The sequence below is a fragment of the Bradyrhizobium sp. sGM-13 genome (assembly GCF_018398875.1).
Taxonomy (GTDB): Bacteria; Pseudomonadota; Alphaproteobacteria; order Rhizobiales; family Xanthobacteraceae; genus Bradyrhizobium.
The window spans coordinates 322482-340216 of sequence record NZ_JAGWDK010000005.1 but is presented as its reverse complement, the minus strand read 5'-3'; the positions used below and the strand labels follow the sequence as shown (position 1 = coordinate 340216).

The window sequence follows — 17735 nt, the reverse complement described above, 5'->3', positions numbered from 1 at the left end:
TGGACGACCTGCGCCTCTTTAAAAAGGAGAGCGCAGCTTCAGCCTGGCGTAGAACAATACGCTGGTCTTTCCGACCAGCGCAGTCCCCTGCACTTGCGCGCCATCGGCGGCGTACGACCCGCTGAAGCCGCACGTGACTTCGCGCCCACCAAATAGCGGCAGTGCGCCGACCGATTTCGTGTGCTCGTTGGTGATCAGTTCGCCGCGCCACTTGCCGCGATCTGCGGTGTAAGAGCCCGTGTAATAGAAATAGGAATCACCGCCGGCGATCTTGCCGTCGAGCAGTACGATCACGCCGTGCGCGCGGCCATGGCCGCCGTCCGTCATCTCAATATGAATAGTGTAGAGACCGTTCGTTACCGTCATTGCGCCCTTGCCGCCGTCCCAGGGCATCATCGGCATTCCTTGCAGCGCGAAGCAATGGGGAAATGACCCCCACACGGCTGGATCGTTTCGCCGGGCCTGTAACCGCCGCTGAGACTGCCGCGCGCTGCGCGTCACAAGCGCTTTGGTTAATCCACAAACCCGCCCTTCGCTTTTAATTTGTTTTTCAAACGGATAGAGAGATATCCACAAGCCGTTTGACTCATGTGTGCAAAACTAAATAGAGTCGAAATAGTAACTTTTCAGTACAGCGTTTAAAAGTTAGCGTTCCCCATGGCTACAGAAAAAGCCGAAACCGACCGCGTTCCCGTGACCTTGGCGCTCTCGACCATCGCTTATATGGAAAGACTGGTGAGACAGGGCACCCACGGCACAAGTGTTCCCGGCGTTGCAAGGACCCTGATCGAGGAAGGCATTCGGCTCGCCATTAAGGATGGGCTGCTTGCAATCCGCGACAACGGCAAGACGTCCTGACGGGAGCAACGCGGCGGTTTTCACAGAATGTGGAACCGAAAAAATGCTTACGAACCTACCGACCTGGACCACCGATCGCGTCGAACTCCTGAAAAGCCATTTTGAAGCCGGCCTCACCTGCCGCGAGATCGCGGCCAGCATCGGTGTCAGCCGTAACGCCGTGATCGGCAAACTCTCGCGCCTGCAATTGACGCGCGGCCCCGCCCCCGCCGAACCTCGTCCGACCAAAGTTGCCAGGGAGCGCTCCAGGAAATCCGTCCCCAGACTGCAGTATCAAGTTCTGCAAGCCGTCTACGAACACGCGCAGCCGTTCCAGGAAGAGCCGATTATCAGCGACAATCGTTGCTCGCTGCTCGAACTCAGCAACGAAACATGCCGCTGGCCGATCAGCACGCCAGGCGCAGAGGACTTCTGCTTTTGCGGCAATACGCCGGTGGAAGGCATGCCCTATTGCTCAGGGCATACCCGCCTCGCCTACCGCCCGGGTTCGCGTCAGCGCGTCTCGCGCGCGTGAGCGGCGTCAGTTGCCGTGATGACGCGTCCAGAATGCAAAGTGCCGGTTCTGATTCCATCAGAACCGATCGTCCGCTACCCGAGCCGCCAGCCGACCTCTTCCGTAAAGCTCTTGTAGAACTCCGGCGTGTAGGCCTTCTCCGGGGCCTGCCGCACCCGCTCGTCGAGCTTGTGAGCATCGTCGCCGACGAGAATCCGCCAGCGCTCGGCCTTGACGCCGTCGAGGATGATTTTTGCCGCAGCCGCCGCCGTGGTCGGCGCCTCCTCACGGAAAGTGCGGGCGCGGTCGAGTGCGATCTTCTGGATGTCGTCATCCGACATTGGCTCGGTGTCGATGCCCATACCCTTCAGGCGCTGCCGCGTCGCCAAAATTTCGTTCGGGCTGAGTTCATCGGATTCCGATCCGCTCTGGATCTTGCGCGAATTGGCAACGATCGAGGTGCCGATATGCCCGGGCATCACGACAGAGCATTTGATGTGCGGAGCGTTGAGCCGCAGATCCGTCATCAACGCTTCGGTAAAGCCTTTCACTGCGAACTTGGCGGCGCTGTAGGCTGTGTGCGAGGCACCCAGGCCCACGGACGCCCAGAACCCGTTGACACTCGATGTGTTGATAATGTGGGCCTCGTCGGCCTTAATCATAAGCGGCAGAAAAGTGCGGACGCCGAGATAGACGCCGCCCCAGCAGATGTTGAAGGTGCGCTCCCACTGTTCGCGCGTGTTGGTGAACAGACTGCCACCGCCGCCGATACCGGCATTGTTGAACAACAGATGGATCTTGTCGGTTGCCTGCTGCTCGATCAGTTCGTCACGGAAGCGCTGCAGATGCGCCTCGATCGAAACGTCGGCGACATGGGTGGTGACGCGCAGGCCCTGCGGCAGCGTTTCCGCCTCGCACAGCCGCTTGGTCTCGGCCATCGCTTCCGGTGAGACGTCGCACATCGCGACATTGCAGCCCTCGGCCACGAGCTGACGCGCGAGCTCGCGGCCCATGCCCGTGCCGCCCCCGGTGATCACGGCAAACTTTCCGGCAAAATCCTTCATTGAGACGCTTACCTCGGTTTTCATTTTTTGAGTTGGGGCCCTCATGACATGGAGCCCGTGCCGAACGACAGTAACAGGTGGGAGCTGCCGGTAAAGCCGTCCGCGAGACGGGCGGCTCGATTGTCTTACAGGGCGTTTTCGCGCAGCGGAATTTACTCCGCCGCCTCGCGCGAGCCGCCGAGCGCGCCCAAACCCTCCAGCGCCTTCCGGATCGCTGCCTGCTGCGCGGGCGATGCTTCCGGCATCGGCGCGCGGGAGAATGTCGTCGGCAGCCCCTGCAATGACTGCGCATAGCGCGTGCATGCCGGCAGATTGTCCGAGACGATCGCGTTCCACAGCGTCAGCAGTTTCTTGTGCAGCTCGAGCGCGCGAGTGTGGTTGCCTGCCTTGACCACATTCCAGAGCTCGACGGAAGCATGCGGCGCGGCGCTCAGGATCGCCGCGATCGAACCATGCGCCCCGAGCGTATAGGACGGATACATCAACGCATCGACCGCGCTGTAGATCAATTTATCCGGCGCCATGATCATGAGGTCGGCAAACAGTTTCAGATCCCCCGCGCTCTGCTTGACGCCGACGACGAGCGGCACCTCGTTCATGATCCGGGTCAGCAGCGCCGGCGAGAGGTACGACCACGGCACCACGTTGTAGATGATGATCGGCATGCCGGTTTCGTCGGCCATGCGGCGGAAATGGTCGACCATCGCCTGCTCGTCCGGCTTGAACAGATAGTGCACCGGCGTCACCTGAAGTGCTGCGACGTCCATGTCGCGCACCAGCTTGCCGCGCCGGATCGCATCGCGGGTGGAATCGACGATGATGCCGGCGATCACTGGCGCGCGCTCTTTCGCGGCCTCCACCGTCGCCGCCACCAGATCACGATATTCTTCGTGATCGAGCGTATGTCCCTCCCCGGTCGAACCGCCGGCCGCAATGCCGTGGCTGCCGGCCCCGATCAGCCAATCGACCTGCGATGCAACGAGTTTGAAATCGATCTCGCCGTCCTTTCGGAACGGCGTCGTCATCGGCGGTATCACGCCGGTCGGACGTGTTTTCATGGGCTGACCCTCGCGTTTCGATTCCCTGATGACGGGTGCATCTCCGTCGCCTTTCCCGACCTGCCCGCCGGTTGCGGCAAGCCTATTGAAGGTCGGGACTGCGATCCAGTTGCGGAATTGACACGGCTGGGCATCGGAAATGCCGTGCAAGTCCCCATGCACGGCACAGCTTTGATCCGCCGCGAGGCCAATTCGCTGAAATAGCCGCAGGCGAGCACATTTGGCCGGGCGCTACAGAAGCACGCCGCGGTGGTCGGTCCACGATGTAGCGCCGAGCAGGCGGCAGGGCCGCAGCTCGAGCTCACGTCAAGAGCCCTGAGGTTGAAGAACCCCACAGCCGGCATGCCCAGGACGCCGCGCGTCTCCGACCGGTTGGACATGCGCAGGTATCGAGCTTGGTTGGGTCATGAAGACTGCGGGGAAATACTTCGCGGCCGCGTAGCTTGAACCTTGAGCCCGCGGCAGCGACTTACATACGGGAGGCAGTATCAATAAAAATGAACAGGAGGCCGCCATGACCCAGTGGCGCGATACTATGGTCGATCGACCGGAAACCGATGGTGCGGCCTATTTGACCGGCTGGACAGTCAGCGGAATAGCTGTCTTGGGGACCATTGTTGCCGTCTGGGTTCTCGGCATCTAGCAGCGATCAAAATCGCCACCGTGAAAGAAATGGTCGGAGCGAAAGGATTTGAACCTTCGACCCCTAGTCTCCCAGACTAGTGCGCTAACCGGGCTGCGCCACGCTCCGATGCCGTTCCATTAGCTGCGATCAGCGCCCGGCGCAAGGCAGGAGAGCGGCCTCATTGCGGCCGGTAGACCACCAGTTCCGTCCGCCCGCTCAGCCGTCCTTCTCAGCCGTCCTTCTCAGCCGTCCTTCATTGCGTTATCCAGCAATTGCTTGCAGGTGATCAGGTCCTGCAGCACCCGCTCCAGGCGCTCGCGGTCGGCGTCCGACGGGCCCGGCTTGCCTCTGGCGAACGGCAGCAAAATGCCGTCGTCGTCGGTATCGACAAAGCGGTAGTCGATTTCCTTCTCTTCAGTCTCGTAATCCTCGTCGTCGGCTGCGACGGTCGGGATCTCGCCCTCATCGGGCTCCTGCAGGCTGAGGCCGATCGCTTCCTCGACGGCGCCGAAAGTGACCGCCGAGGTCTGGTCGGCGAGGCCCTGCACCGATTTGATGCCGTGCTCTTTGAGGATCCGCTGCACGCCGCGGATCGTATAGCCCTCGCCGTACAGCAGACGGCGGATGCCCTTCAGCAAGTCGACGTCGTCCGGGCGGTAGTAACGCCGCCCGCCGCTTCGCTTCATCGGCTTGATCTGGGCGAACCGCGTCTCCCAAAACCGCAGCACGTGTTGGGGAATGTCGAGTTCTTCAGCGACTTCGCTGATGGTGCGAAACGCATCGGGCGCCTTGTCCAAGTGCCAGCTCCTCTCAACTTATTTCGTTGGTGAAGACGCGGTACTCGCCTTGCTACGCGGCCGTGTTACTCGATCTCGCTAGTCGGTCTTGTTAATCGGTCTTACTTTCGCCGTTGCCGGGCGCGTGGCCGTTGATCCGCTGCTTCAGGATCGCCGATGGCTTGAACACCATCACGCGACGCGGCGAGATCGGCACTTCAGTACCGGTCTTCGGATTACGTCCGATACGCTGACCCTTCTTGCGCACCATGAAGGAGCCGAACGACGACAGCTTCACCGTCTCGCCCTTCTCCAGGCAATCGGTAATTTCTTTCAGAACGAGCTCAACAAACGCCGAGGATTCCGTCCGCGACAGGCCCACCTTCTGGTAGACCGCCTCGCACAAATCCACGCGTGTAACTGTTTTTCCGGTCCCGGTCATCGCCTGCCCCGCACTCTCGGCGAACAAAATTTATTCCCTGAAATTATGAGGTTAGCACGCAATGGTCAACAGCGACCATCATGCAGAAGCATGGAACCGCACTACAATTTTAAACAGCATTTCTGCGCCGCGTCTACCAGCGCACCAGTGCGGAACCCCAGGTGAAGCCGCCGCCCATGGCCTCGAACAGCACCAGATCGCCCTTCTTTACCCGCCCGTCCCTGACGGCAACCGCGAGCGCCAGCGGGATTGACGCAGCCGACGTGTTGCCGTGCAAATCGACGGTCAACACCACCTTCTGCGGCGCAATATGAAGTTTATGCGCCGAAGCATCGATGATTCGCTTGTTGGCCTGATGCGGGATGAACCAGTCGATGTCCTCGGCCGTCGTCCCGGTCGCATTGAAGGCGTCCACGATCACGTCCGTGATCATGCCGACCGCGTGCTTGAACACTTCGCGGCCCTCCATCCGCAGATGGCCGACGGTCTGCGTCGTGGACGGGCCACCGTCCACGAACAGCTTCGACTGGTGCCGGCCGTCCGAGCGCAGATGGGTCGTGAGCACGCCGCGATCGGAAGGCAAACCCGGCTGATCCTGCGCCTCCAGTACGACCGCGCCGGCGCCGTCGCCGAACAGCACGCAGGTGCCGCGGTCGTTCCAGTCGAGAATGCGCGAGAACGTCTCCGCACCGATCACCAGGGCACGCTTGTAGGCGCCGGAGCGCAGGAAATTGTCGGCGGTGGCGAGCGCAAAGACGAAGCCGGAACACACCGCCTGCAGATCGAAGGCGGCGCCATGATGGATACCGAGCCCGTTCTGGACTGCAACCGCGGTGGCCGGAAAGGTGTTGTCCGGCGTCGAGGTCGCGAGCACGATCAGATCGATCGCCTGGGCGTCGAGGCCGGCATGTTCCAGCGCCGCGCGCGCGGCGTTGATCGCCAGGTGCGAGGTGAACTCGCCTTCGGCCGCGATGTGGCGCTCCCGAATGCCGGTACGCTGCACGATCCACTCGTCCGAAGTATCGATTCGGGCCGCCAGTTCGGCATTGGTCAGCACCTTCTGCGGCAGGTAAGAGCCGCAGCCCAGCACCACCGAACGTTTCGCAGTCACGAGACAGCCTCCTGCGCGGTCGGTGCCAGCGCACTGCCGTCGCTATTTATCATCTGATTGATCTTGGTGAGGAGATCGCAGCGGACCATCTCATAGCCAACATCGACCGCGTAGGCAAAGCCTTCGGCGCTGATTCCGCCATGGCTTTTGACAACCACGCCTTTCAGGCCGAGCAACACACCGCCATTGGATTTATTCGGGTCGAGCTTGTCCCGCAGCGCCTTGAACGCGCTCCGGGCGAACAGGTAACCGATCCGAGAAAACCAGCTTGAGGCCATAGCATTGCGCAGAAAATCCGCCATCTGGCGTGCGGTTCCCTCCGCGGCCTTCAACGCGATGTTGCCGCTAAAACCTTCCGACACGATCACGTCAGCCGCGCCCGCGCCGATCCCGTCGCCCTCGACGAAGCCGATATAATTGAGCTGCGACGCGCGCAGCAGCTCGGCGGCCTCGCGGATCTCCTCATGACCCTTGATCTCCTCGACCCCGATGTTGAGGAGGCCGACAGTCGGCCGTTCCCGGTTCAACAGCACGCTCGCCATTGCGCTGCCCATCACCGCCAGCGCCACGAGATGGTGCGCGTCGCCGCCGATCGTGGCGCCGAGGTCGAGCACGACGGAATCGCCGCGCGCCGTCGGCCACACGCCGGCAATGGCCGGACGATCGATCCCCTGCATGGTGTGCAGATGGAAACGCGCCATCGCCATCAGCGCGCCGGTATTGCCCGCGGAGACCGCGACGTCGGCCTCCTTTCTCTTCACCGCATCGATCGCAAGCCACATCGACGACGTCTTGCGGCCGCGCCGCAGCGCCTGGCTCGGCTTGTCGTGCATGCTCACAGTGACGTCGGTGTGGATCACGCGCGACGCCTTTTGCAGCGCCGGGTACTTGGCGAGTTGTTCGTCGATCTGCTTGCTGTCGCCGTAGAGCAGGAATTCGCTGTCGGGATGCCGCTTCAAAGAAATTGCAGCGCCGGGAATGACGACCGATGCGCCGACATCGCCACCCATGGCGTCAAGCGCGATGCGAACCTTTTGCGGCATGAACGTCCCGGAAACCTGATCTCTTGCGGCCCTCGTAGAGCCCGGCCGCGCACTGGAATGGCGCCGCTACGCGGCGCCTGGCGAAACGCAACCCGCGCCCCCGCCGGGCCGCGACAATAGCGTGTCCCCGCCCCGACACAACCTCTTGACCACGCTCTTTTGGCGAAAGGGGAAGCTGTGTGGCCCGGAATCACGGATGGCAGATATTTCTATGCAATTCAACACCTTACGGGATATTTTTGGCGTGATTTCAGAATTACCTCACTCTACGGCAGCTTCGCCGGCCATTTTAACTCCCGCCTACTTGCCCTTGGGCTTCCTGGCCCGCGGCCTTTTCGGTGCCGCCGCCTTCAACGCCTTGAGCGCCGCGAATGGGTGATCCTCGGGATTGGCGGCTTCAACCATCGGCTCGAATACGGCGCCGGGTTTGCGCGGATATGGATCGACCGCGAGATACAATGCATCGGTGGCAACCCTGCCGAGATCGATCACGCCGCTCTCGATCGGCTCGGGCGGATCGGGCGTTTCCTCGTCGCTCGCCTCCGCGTCATCGACCAGCGCGGCCATCTGCGGGATCTGCTCGGGCGGAGCGAATATCAGGTCGATCGGCTCGTCGATCTCGTTCTCGATCTCTTCCAGCGTCACCACGCAGGTCTGCCCGATCCGCGCCCGCACATGGCCAGCCACATGGAAGCGGCCGCCGCTCTTCGGCGTCACGTCGAAGGAAGCCTGCGCCGATAGCACCTCGCGCAAGTCGCCCGTGTCGGCCATGGCTTTGCGGATGGCCTGATCGGCCTCGATATCGCGATGGAGGCCCGTCTCAGGGATCTGCGCCACCGCAACGGGAACACGCCACGGGTTGGCCTTCTCTGTGCCAGTCTTGCTCATTGTTGCGCGCCTGCTTTCTCCGGCGAGGGAAACTTGCCCCGGCCGTTGACCAGCGTCGCCTCGTCGAGGCTGTCGAGGTCCGCCATGGCCGCCTCGACGTAAGCGGCCAGCAGTCGGGCTTTTTCGATGTTCCCGCCGTTCAGGATGTTCTTGCACATCGCCTGCGCCAGTGCCTCGCGGCCCTCGGTCAGCGCAAGGTCATAGGCCGCGGTCCGGCCATAGAAGGCTTCGCCAAAGGCCTGCATGCGCTTCGGCACCGCGAGGTCTCCGACCCCCATCTCGCGCAGATTATCGTCCATATCGTTGCAAAAATGGTCGAATAGCCCCTGCGATAGCGTCGTGCCGCCTTCCACCGACTTCAGCCGTCGCAGGACCAGCCACAAGTGCAGGAGAAGTAGGTCAAAGCGGCCGTTAACCGTGTCCGGAACCCCAAAGTCCCGATAAAACAACGGTTCTCGCGCCTGCGTCACGATCATGCCATAGATGGCCTCGATGGTGCCGCGCAGCGGCGTCCGGGGTTTCCTGAAGTGATTGAACGGCCAAAGCATTGTGGGTTCCGCAAGCGAGCCCTCCCGGGCCGCGCATGTTGCAATCAAGCGTGCTGCCCGGTACGTCAACGCACCGCGCGATGCAAGAGGACGGGCGAATTCCTGAGATGACCGAAATGAGCCACCTGAGCGCCCGCGTGTCCACGCCGCGCCGCCTGACCGCGCGCCGGCGCGGTTTTCGCGCCGGCGCAGCCATTGCACTGGTCTGCGCCGCGCTCGCCGGATGCACCGGCGAGCAGTTCCAGAAAGGCTACATCCTGCCGCCCAACGCGCTGGAGCAGATTCCGATCGGCGCCAGCCAGGACCAGGTGCTGATCGTGATGGGAACGCCATCCACGGTCGCGACCTTGAACGGCGAGGTGTTTTATTACATCTCGCAGCGCTCCGAGCGCAAAGTCGCTTTCATGAATCAGCAGGTCGTGGACCAGCGCGTGATCGCGATCTATTTCGACAAGAACCGCCAGGTGACGCGGCTCGCCAATTACGGATTGCAGGACGGCAAGATCTTCGACTTCATCAGCCGCACCACGCCGACGTCTGGCCAGGAACTCAGCTATCTGACGCCGCTGTTCAAGCTACTCAGCTTTAACTAGCGCTCGGTCAGTTCTGATTCACTCTGTTCCGTGGCGCGGAAATCATGCGCCAAGTCGCCCGCTTGCTCTCTGCATGCGCGCTGCCTACGCTTTCCTGCAAACAATGATTCAGCAGGGAGTGAACTTGTGAAGATTAAAGCTATTTCTCGACGCCGCGTTTTGACTGGAGCTGCAGCCATTTCAGCGGCAGCGATCTTGCCGCGCTCAAGCTTCGGCTCCGACTGGCGACCGACCGAGACCGTGCGCCTCATCGTGCCGGCGGCGCCAGGGGGCACCACCGACGTGATGGGGAGGTTGCTGGCCGCACATCTGCAGAAGGCGTGGGGCCAGTCCGCGGTCGTGGAAAACCGTTCCGGCGGCGGCGGCACCATCGGCACCGCCGAAGCCGTTCGCAGCAAGGGGGATGGACACACCATCCTCGTTGGCAATCCCGGCCCCAACGCGATCGCCTACAGCATCTTCCGCAACATGCCCTACAAGGCGGATCAGTTGCAGCCGGTTTCCAACTTGATCCGGATTCCAAATATCGTGTCGGCCCATCCGTCGACCGGCATCAAGTCGATCGGAGAACTGATCGCCTGTATCAAGGCCAATCCGGACAAGCTCACCTATGCCTCGTCCGGCGTCGGACAGAGCCCGCACCTCACCGGTGCTTGGTTCCTGCAATTGACCGGCCTGAAAATGGTTCACGTGCCGTTCCGCGGCGCCGGCCCGGCGCTGCAGGCCGCGCTTGCCGGCGATATCCAGATCCTGTTCGACAATCTCTATCCGACGCTGCCGCAGGTTCTGGACGGCAAGCTCAATGCTCTGGCGGTGACTACGCCGGAGCGTGCCGCGCTGGCGCCCAAGGTCCCCACCATGCGTGAGAGCGCACCGGAGCTTGCAAAATTCGACGTCTCATCCTGGTTCGGCATTTTCCTGCCGAAGAGTGTGCCCGCCCCTGTCCTCGACGCGCTCAACAAGGAGATCAAGGTGTTCCTGGAGCGCGATGACATCAAGGAACAGATGGCCAAGATCGGCGCACGCACCGATTATGGGACGCCGCAGCAGTATTCCGATTTCCTCCAGGCGGAGACGACGAAGTTCGGCGACATCATCAAGCGCGAAGGTCTGCAGATGGACGCGGGCTGAGCGCCAGACGTCTCATCCAAAATCAAAGCCCCGCGGCTTTCACCGCGGGGTTCTTTTTCGATCAGCTTGTCGCCGCTCAGTGCGTCAGGATCGCCAGCGGCCACTCACGGGACCCGCTCGTCCATCTCCGGCCGCATCACCACGCTCTCCTGCGCAGTCGCCTCACTACGCGATCCGACGAAGACCGACGGCGTGTCGGCGCGATTGACCGCAACGTGCAGGACGCCCGCCGGAATGTAGATGTAGTCACCAGGATGCACCTTTTCACAGTGCTGTAGCTGGTCGCCGGTCCAGATCTCCAGCTCGTCCCCGCTCATCATGTAGAGCGCCGTCTCATGATGCTCGTGGACGTGGGCTTTGGTGCGTCGGCCGGCCGGCAGCGTAATGATGCCGAGCCAGATCATTTTCGAGCCGACAGTCTCCGCGCTGATCCCCGGCTGATAGTCAGAACCCTGCTCGGCGCGGTAGCCGGCACTTCCCTTCACGACGACCCCCTTCCCGCCAGCTCCCGAGTCCACGCCGTGCCGTTCCCGTACGATCATGTTGCTCATGTCATCTCTCCGGTTCGGGTTGCTTTGCCCAACATGCGCAGGATCACTTGTCTGGAGGGCCGGAGTCTCAAAGATTGGTCCGAAAAATTCCAAATTCTTCCAAAGCTCGGTAAGCTCGCCGCATGCCCAGCGAGCCCTTCACCTTTGGCCCGTTCATGCTTGATATGGATCGCGGAATGCTGTCGCGGGACGGCCGACCGGTCGCGGTCGGCCAAAAGGGCCTCCTCCTGCTGCAGGCTTTCCTGCAGTCGCCCGGCAAAATCCTCGGCAAAGCGAGCCTGATGGACGTTGCCTGGCCTGGCGTCGCCGTGGAGGAAAGCAACCTGTCAGTCCAGATCGCGGCGCTGCGCAAGCTGCTCGGCACCGCCCATGACGGCGCTGAATGGATCACTACCGTTCCGCGCGTCGGCTACCGGTTTGCTGGGCCGGTCGCTTCCCGGGCCCAGAGCGCCACGCCGCAGCGCGCTGAGAGCAATGCCCAGTCGCGCCCGATTATCGCGGTTCTGCCTTTCGGCATCATTGGCGAGGTCGATAAGGAATATCTCGCCGATGGGCTCACCGAAGACATCATCACGGCGCTATCCCGGTTTCGCTGGTTCCGGGTTATCGGGCGCGGTTCTGCCTTTATTTTCAAGGGCAAGCAGATCGATGTGCTGCAAGCCGCTCGCGAGCTTGGCGCGCGTTACGTGTTGCAGGGAAGCGTTCGCCAATCCGCCCTTCGACTGCGCATTACGGCTCAGGTCATCGACGCGAGCGACGGCAGCAATGTATGGGCGGAGCGCTACGATCTGGAGATGGCGGACGTCTTTGCGATCCAGGACGAGATCGCCGAGCGGGTAGCGGGTGCGATCGAGCCCGAGCTTCTCAAAAGCGAATCCTACGTTGCGGCCATGCTGCATACCGGCAACATGACTGCGTGGGACCTGGTGCGTCGGGGAATGTGGCATTTCCACAAGGTCACCCGCGACGGCCACCTGGCGGCGCGGGCGCTCTTTCGCCACGCTTGTACAATCGACCCGGATTTGCCGGAATCACACATCTGGCTCGGGCGCGTCAGCGCCGGGATAATCGCGTACGGCTGGAGCGACGCGCCCGGCGCGGACAGCAAGGAAGGCGTTGATGCCGCGGCGCACGCGATAGCACTCGATCCGAGAGATCCGTATGCGCACTACGCCTTCGCCATTGCCAGCGCATACAGCAATGCGCCGCTGGTGGCTGTATCGGCAGCCGAGAAAGCGATCGCATTGAGCTCAAGCTTCGCATTGGGGCATCTGGTTCTCGGCCTGGCCCGTCTGTTCGCGGGCCTGGCCCGAGAGGCAATCGAACCACTTGAGCATGGTCTGGCGTTAAATCCGAACGATCCGCAAAATCTCACTTGGTACAATCTGCTCGCATATGCACAGCTTCTCGCCGGAGAAGCCGAGCGCGCCCTTGCGACCGCCAACAGGGTGCTCGCCATTCGCCCGACGTTTCGTCCGACACTGGAAACTCTCACGTGCTGCCATGTCGCGCTCGGCAAAGTGGACGATGCACGCCGCTGCGCAAGCCGCATGAACGAGTTGACAGGGCCCGAGAGTCATTTCCTCGCGCCGCTAAAGCAATTGCATCCAGAATGGGACGAGCAGATATCGCAGATGCTCGACCGGGCTCGCGCATGAATAACCCCGCGGCTCGTACCGCGGGGTTTTCGTTTTGATCAACCTCTCGCCGGCTTAGTGCGCCAGGATCGCCAGCAGCAGCAGCGCCACGATGTTGGTGATCTTGATCATCGGGTTGACCGCGGGACCCGCCGTATCCTTGTAGGGATCGCCGACGGTGTCACCGGTCACGGCGGCCTTGTGGGCGTCTGATCCCTTACCGCCGAAGTGGCCATCCTCGATGTACTTCTTGGCGTTGTCCCAGGCACCGCCGCCTGAGGTCATCGAGATCGCCACGAACAGGCCGGTCACGATCACACCGAGCAGCATGGCGCCGACGGCGGAGAACGCCGCCGACTTGCCGGCCGCGCCGCCGCCCGCGATCGCGTAGATCGCGAAGTAGACGAAGATCGGCGACAGCACCGGCAGCAGCGACGGAATGATCATTTCCTTGATCGCAGCCTTGGTCAGCAGGTCGACCGCCTTGCCGTAGTCCGGCTTGTCGGTGCCCTGCATGATGCCGGGCTTTTCGCGGAACTGGCGCCGCACTTCCTCGACGATCGCGCCCGCTGCACGGCCGACCGCTGTCATGCCGAGCGCGCCAAACAGATACGGCAGCAGGCCGCCGAACAAGAGGCCGACCACGACGTAGGGGTTATTGAGCGAGAAGTCGGGCAGCACACCCTGGAAGTACGGATACTTCTGAGTGTTGGCGATGAAGAACTTGAGGTCTTCATTATAGGCCGCGAACAGCACCAATGCGCCGAGACCGGCCGAGCCGATCGCATAGCCCTTGGTGACCGCTTTTGTGGTGTTGCCGACCGCATCCAGCGCGTCGGTCGACTTGCGGACCTCCTTCGGAAGGCCCGCCATTTCGGCGATGCCGCCGGCGTTGTCTGTAACCGGACCGAAGGCGTCGAGGGCCACGATCATGCCGGCCAGCGCCAGCATCGTCGTGGTCGCAATCGCGATGCCGAACAGGCCGGCAAGGCTGTAGGTGATGAGGATGCCGGCGATGATGACGATGGCGGGCATCGCAGTCGCTTCCATCGAGATCGCCAGACCCTGGATCACGTTGGTGCCATGGCCCGTGACCGAGGACGAGGCGATCGACTTCACCGGGCGATAATCGGTACCGGTATAGTATTCGGTGATCCAGATGATCAGGCCGGTGACGGCAAGACCGACGACGCCGCATTGGAACAGCGCCATGCCCGTGTACTTCACGCCCGCCAGCTCGCCGAAACCGATCAGCCAGTGGATGACGGCTGCGACGCCGAGCAGCGACAGCACGCCGGTGGCGATCAGGCCCTTGTACAAGGCCCCCATGATCGACTGGCTGGCGCCGAGCTTGACGAAGAAGGTGCCGATGATCGAGGTGATGATGCAGATGCCACCGATGGCGAGCGGCAGGGTCATCATGTTCACCAGCAGCGGCGAGGTCGCGAAGAAGATCGCGGCGAGCACCATGGTGGCGACGGCGGTCACCGCATAGGTCTCGAACAGGTCGGCCGCCATGCCGGCGCAGTCGCCGACGTTGTCGCCCACGTTGTCGGCGATGGTCGCCGGGTTGCGCGGATCGTCTTCGGGAATACCGGCTTCGACCTTGCCGACGAGGTCGCCGCCGACGTCGGCGCCCTTGGTGAAGATGCCACCGCCGAGACGGGCGAAGATCGAAATCAGCGAGGCGCCGAAGCCGAGCGCTACCAGCGCGTCAACGACGACGCGATCGTTGGCCTTCAACCCCATGAACTGGGTGAGATAAGCGAAGTAAATGGTGACGCCGAGCAAGGCGAGACCGGCCACCAGAAGGCCGGTGATCGCACCCGCCTTGAAGGCCAGTTCGAGCCCGCCAGCCAGCGAAGTGGTCGCCGCCTGCGCGGTGCGCACGTTGGCGCGAACCGAAACGTTCATGCCGATGAAGCCGGCAGCGCCCGACAGCACCGCGCCGATCAGGAAGCCGATCGCAACCAGCATGCCGAGGAAGTAGGCCAGCAGCGCGAAGATCACGACGCCGACCATGGCGATCGTCATGTATTGGCGGCGCAGATAGGCCTGCGCGCCTTCAGCGACAGCCGCCGCGATTTCCTGCATGCGCGGATTGCCGGCGTCCGATTTCAGAACGGAAGATGTGGCCCAGATGGCGTAGACAATCGAAAGCGCTCCGCAGAGCACAATCACCCACAATGCTGTCATTGAATTTGCCTCGGTTTTTTGTTCGTTCCACCCCCGCGTCGTCGCCGCAGTTGCGGCGGACGCACAAAAAGGAGGCCCTCCCTGCCCAGAAGGGCGGCCTCAAATCGGGCGGGACCATGCCAAAATCGTCCCTCCGGCGCAATGTCACCAAGGGCGAAAACCGTCGATTTTTGAAAGGTGTCACCCGGAATACGTCCAGCCAACTGGCGCCCGGGGCATCGGGTATTCGGCCCGGCCAAAATACAAGAGCCCGCTCAACCCCGGGAGGGATCGAGCGGGCTCACGAGCCATTCCAGTACATCCGTGAAACGACCGTTTCGAGGCCTTAGACCAGCGACAGGTTTTCCGCGCTTACCTTGCCCCGCATCTTGTCGGTCTTGAGTTCGAACTGAACCTTCTGACCTTCGGCCAGCCCGCCAAGGCCGGCGCGCTCGACGGCGGAGATGTGCACGAACACATCCTTGCTGCCATCGCTCGGCTCAATGAAACCGAAACCCTTTTGACCGTTGAACCACTTCACTGTTCCCGTAGCCATTTTCTCTTCTCCAAAGCACATAGGCTTTTCATTCCGCGCGGCGATCGCACGGATTCAAATCCAATCTCGACGATGTCTCTGGAAAGAAGCCCCGCGGGGCGCGTTCAAAAAGGCACGGCGGTAATCGAATGCGCTACAACCTATAGGTTTTCAGCGAAATTGCAATGGCCGGCAGGAAATAAAGCCGACGGCATGATGCGGTGCCCTCAAAAATGGCTGTAGGACAGCCGTTCCAGCGCGATTTCGTTGCCCTCTTTGTCGACGAACTTCGGAACTGAACTCCCCACAACGATCGTTCCGATGGAACTAGGCGCAACCCCTGCGCGCTGCGCGGCGGCTTCGAAGCCCTCAACACGCTCTTCGGGAATCGCGCAGAGGATTTCGTAATCGTCGCCACCGGCGATCAATGTCTCCAGTCCGACAATGCCGCGCGACACCAAACCCCGCGCCGCGTCGGACAGCGGCACCTGCTCCAGATCGACCACGGCGGACACGCCCGACGCGCCGCAGAGCTTTGTCAGATCTCCGGCCAACCCATCCGAGACATCCATCGAAGCACTGGCGTATTCGCGAACGATCTCGGCCATCGCCACGCGCGGCTGCGGGACGCGATAGCGCCCGACCAGCATCGCCCGTGCGGCTGTATCGGCGGCGGCATGCACCTTTCCCCCGCGGAGGATAGCCAGCCCCAACCCGGCGTCTCCGATCGTGCCCGTGACCATCACGCGCTCGCCGGGTTTGGCGCCGCTGCGATGGACCATTCTGCCCGGCGGCACGCGGCCGAATGCAGTCACCGAAACCATCAGCGGCCCCGGCGTCGACACCGTATCGCCGCCGAGCAGCGGACATGCGAACTGCCGGATGTCCTCGCCCAGCGCCGCCGCGAACGGTTTTAGCCAGGCCTCATCCGCGGTGCGGAGCGCCAGCGTCAGCACAAAACCGGCCGGCGTTGCGCCCTTCGCGGCGAGATCGCTGAGGCTCACTCGCAGCGCCTTGCGTGCGACCGCATCGGGCGGATCATCGGGCAGGAAATGCACGCCCTCGACAATCGCATCCGTCGTCACCACGATGTCATCCCCGGATGGCTTCAGCACCGCAACGTCGTCGTCGAGACGAAAGGCGCCGGGGTCGGTTGCAAGCGGCCGGAAATAGCGCGCGATCAGCCAGTCCTCGCCGGACACTGGTTTGCCGCTAGCCACGCGTGAACTCGTCGGCGCGGAACTGGCGCGCGATCTGGTCGAGCACGGCGTTGACCATGCCGGTCTCGTCCTTTTCGACAAAGGCATGCGCGACGTCGACATATTCGGATACGACCACGCGGCCCGGCACGTCCTTGCGATGCTCGAGCTCGTAGGAGCCGGCGCGCAGCACCGCGCGCAAAATCGCGTCGATCCGCTTCAAGGGCCAGCCCTTCTGCAGCGCGTCGTCGATCAGAGGATCGAGCCTCGCCTGGTCGCGGACCACGCCCGACACCACGTCGCGGAAGAAGGCGGCTTCCGCCGGCAGGTATTTCTCGCCCTCGACCTCGTTGCCGAGCCAGTGGCTTTCAAACTCGGCGAAGATGTCGTTGATCCCGGCGCCAGCGATGTCCATCTGGTACAGCGCCTGCACGGCGGCGAGCCGCGCCGCGCCACGGCGGTTGGCTTTCTTGTCGGGAGTTTTGGCGGGCTTCTTCTCTGCCATCGCCTAAGCCTTTGCCAGTCGGCGTTTGATCCGCAGCATTGCCAGCGCCGCGCGCGCGGCGTCGCCGCCCTTGTTCAACTCGCTGGCGCGCGCCCTCGCCCAGGCCTGCGCCTCGGTATTGACGGTAATGATGCCGTTGCCGAGCGGCACCTTTCGCGCGACCGCAAGGTCCATCAGGGCGCGGGAGGATTCGATCGAGACGATCTCGAAATGGATGGTGTCGCCGCGCACCACACAGCCGAGCGCAATCGCCGCGTCATACGGCTTGCCGTTTCTGTCGGCGGCATCGAGCGCGATCGCGATCGCGGCCGGAATTTCCAAGGCGCCTGGCACGGTGATGACGTCATGCGTCACGCCGGCGGCCTTCAGTTCGGCGACGGCGCCATCCAGCAGCGCGTCCTGGATGTCGTCATAGAACCGCGCCTCGACGATCAGCGCGCGCGCGCCTGTGATGTCGGTCTGGTCTTTCAGCGGTGCGCGCCGTGCGTCTGCCATTGTTCAAT

At 62.6% G+C, this 17735-nt stretch carries 21 protein-coding genes and 1 tRNA gene; 6 read left to right on the top strand and 16 right to left on the bottom strand.

All coding sequences use genetic code 11. The annotated features are described in order from the left end of the window. Nucleotides 1-18 precede the first annotated feature (18 nt). Nucleotides 19-576: a GrlR family regulatory protein gene (locus KJQ96_RS10400; RefSeq protein WP_249733900.1), complete on the bottom strand. Its 558-nt coding sequence runs from the start codon at nt 574-576 to the stop codon at nt 19-21. 81 nt (nt 577-657) lie between these two features. On the opposite strand from KJQ96_RS10400, the gene KJQ96_RS10395 reads away from it, so the two are divergent. Next, the gene (locus KJQ96_RS10395) at nt 658-858 is read left to right on the top strand and encodes a hypothetical protein (protein ID WP_057845825.1); all 201 of its coding nucleotides are present in this window, start codon (nt 658-660) and stop codon (nt 856-858) included. A gap of 43 nt (nt 859-901) precedes the next feature. Continuing rightward, complete coding sequence (locus KJQ96_RS10390; protein ID WP_213286524.1) at nt 902-1372, top strand: GcrA family cell cycle regulator; 471 nt, start codon at nt 902-904, stop codon at nt 1370-1372. Between the two features lie 74 nt (nt 1373-1446). Here KJQ96_RS10390 and KJQ96_RS10385 read toward each other — a convergent pair whose 3' ends face one another. Together KJQ96_RS10385 and KJQ96_RS10380 are read right to left on the bottom strand one after the other, a co-directional pair. Continuing rightward, a complete protein-coding gene (locus KJQ96_RS10385; protein ID WP_213286523.1) occupies nt 1447-2415 on the bottom strand; it encodes an SDR family oxidoreductase in 969 nt (322 codons plus the stop codon). A 152-nt stretch (nt 2416-2567) separates the two neighbouring features. Next, a complete protein-coding gene (locus KJQ96_RS10380; RefSeq protein ID WP_213286522.1) occupies nt 2568-3473 on the bottom strand; it encodes a dihydrodipicolinate synthase family protein in 906 nt (301 codons plus the stop codon). 514 nt (nt 3474-3987) lie between these two features. On the opposite strand from KJQ96_RS10380, the gene KJQ96_RS41345 reads away from it, so the two are divergent. Further along, complete coding sequence (locus KJQ96_RS41345) at nt 3988-4116, top strand: hypothetical protein (protein WP_256441605.1); 129 nt, start codon at nt 3988-3990, stop codon at nt 4114-4116. 30 nt (nt 4117-4146) lie between these two features. Here the strand turns inward: KJQ96_RS41345 and KJQ96_RS10375 are convergent. The 7 genes from KJQ96_RS10375 to KJQ96_RS10345 form a co-directional block, all read right to left on the bottom strand. Beyond that, nucleotides 4147-4224 (bottom strand) — tRNA-Pro (locus KJQ96_RS10375). Between the two features lie 116 nt (nt 4225-4340). Next, a complete protein-coding gene (locus tag KJQ96_RS10370; RefSeq protein ID WP_213286521.1) occupies nt 4341-4895 on the bottom strand; it encodes a MerR family transcriptional regulator in 555 nt (184 codons plus the stop codon). Nucleotides 4896-4986: 91 nt separating this feature from the next. Next, the gene (locus tag KJQ96_RS10365) at nt 4987-5316 is read right to left on the bottom strand and encodes an integration host factor subunit alpha (protein WP_057845762.1); all 330 of its coding nucleotides are present in this window, start codon (nt 5314-5316) and stop codon (nt 4987-4989) included. Between the two features lie 133 nt (nt 5317-5449). Then, nucleotides 5450-6427 carry a beta-ketoacyl-ACP synthase III gene (locus KJQ96_RS10360; RefSeq protein ID WP_213286520.1) on the bottom strand — a complete coding sequence of 326 codons (978 nt, stop codon included), beginning with the start codon at nt 6425-6427 and terminating at the stop codon, nt 5450-5452. Next, nucleotides 6424-7470 carry a phosphate acyltransferase PlsX gene (plsX, locus tag KJQ96_RS10355; protein WP_213286519.1) on the bottom strand — a complete coding sequence of 349 codons (1047 nt, stop codon included), beginning with the start codon at nt 7468-7470 and terminating at the stop codon, nt 6424-6426. Before plsX ends, KJQ96_RS10360 begins: the two co-directional genes overlap by 4 nt. A 300-nt stretch (nt 7471-7770) precedes the next feature. After that, on the bottom strand, nt 7771-8358 hold the full coding sequence (locus KJQ96_RS10350; protein ID WP_213286518.1) for a DUF177 domain-containing protein: 588 nt from the start codon (nt 8356-8358) through the stop codon (nt 7771-7773). Then, nucleotides 8355-8906 (bottom strand): ubiquinol-cytochrome C chaperone family protein, encoded by a 552-nt coding sequence (locus KJQ96_RS10345; protein WP_213286517.1) that lies wholly within the window; start codon nt 8904-8906, stop codon nt 8355-8357. The genes KJQ96_RS10350 and KJQ96_RS10345 overlap by 4 nt, the downstream gene beginning before the upstream one ends. Nucleotides 8907-9013: 107 nt before the next feature. Between KJQ96_RS10345 and KJQ96_RS10340 the strand changes: the two genes are divergently transcribed. Both KJQ96_RS10340 and KJQ96_RS10335 read left to right on the top strand, forming a co-directional pair. Beyond that, nucleotides 9014-9499, top strand: coding sequence for an outer membrane protein assembly factor BamE (locus tag KJQ96_RS10340; RefSeq protein WP_213286516.1), 486 nt, complete (start codon nt 9014-9016; stop codon nt 9497-9499). Nucleotides 9500-9625: 126 nt separating this feature from the next. Then, entirely contained in the window at nt 9626-10630 is a 1005-nt protein-coding gene (locus tag KJQ96_RS10335) for a tripartite tricarboxylate transporter substrate binding protein (RefSeq protein ID WP_213286515.1), read from the top strand. Between the two features lie 104 nt (nt 10631-10734). Here KJQ96_RS10335 and KJQ96_RS10330 read toward each other — a convergent pair whose 3' ends face one another. Next, entirely contained in the window at nt 10735-11172 is a 438-nt protein-coding gene (locus KJQ96_RS10330) for a cupin domain-containing protein (RefSeq protein WP_213286580.1), read from the bottom strand. A gap of 131 nt (nt 11173-11303) precedes the next feature. Between KJQ96_RS10330 and KJQ96_RS10325 the strand changes: the two genes are divergently transcribed. Then, nucleotides 11304-12839 (top strand): winged helix-turn-helix domain-containing protein, encoded by a 1536-nt coding sequence (locus KJQ96_RS10325; protein ID WP_213286514.1) that lies wholly within the window; start codon nt 11304-11306, stop codon nt 12837-12839. 54 nt (nt 12840-12893) lie between these two features. Here KJQ96_RS10325 and KJQ96_RS10320 read toward each other — a convergent pair whose 3' ends face one another. The 5 genes from KJQ96_RS10320 to ribH form a co-directional block, all read right to left on the bottom strand. Next, entirely contained in the window at nt 12894-15014 is a 2121-nt protein-coding gene (locus KJQ96_RS10320; protein ID WP_213286513.1) for a sodium-translocating pyrophosphatase, read from the bottom strand. Between the two features lie 325 nt (nt 15015-15339). Continuing rightward, the gene (locus KJQ96_RS10315; protein ID WP_028345703.1) at nt 15340-15549 is read right to left on the bottom strand and encodes a cold-shock protein; all 210 of its coding nucleotides are present in this window, start codon (nt 15547-15549) and stop codon (nt 15340-15342) included. Between the two features lie 206 nt (nt 15550-15755). After that, nucleotides 15756-16748, bottom strand: coding sequence for a thiamine-phosphate kinase (gene thiL / locus KJQ96_RS10310; protein ID WP_309142393.1), 993 nt, complete (start codon nt 16746-16748; stop codon nt 15756-15758). Continuing rightward, nucleotides 16741-17232 carry a transcription antitermination factor NusB gene (nusB, locus tag KJQ96_RS10305; RefSeq protein ID WP_057845752.1) on the bottom strand — a complete coding sequence of 164 codons (492 nt, stop codon included), beginning with the start codon at nt 17230-17232 and terminating at the stop codon, nt 16741-16743. The genes thiL and nusB overlap by 8 nt, the downstream gene beginning before the upstream one ends. 3 nt (nt 17233-17235) lie before the next feature. Continuing rightward, nucleotides 17236-17727: a 6,7-dimethyl-8-ribityllumazine synthase gene (gene ribH / locus KJQ96_RS10300; protein WP_213286511.1), complete on the bottom strand. Its 492-nt coding sequence runs from the start codon at nt 17725-17727 to the stop codon at nt 17236-17238. Nucleotides 17728-17735 lie beyond the last annotated feature (8 nt).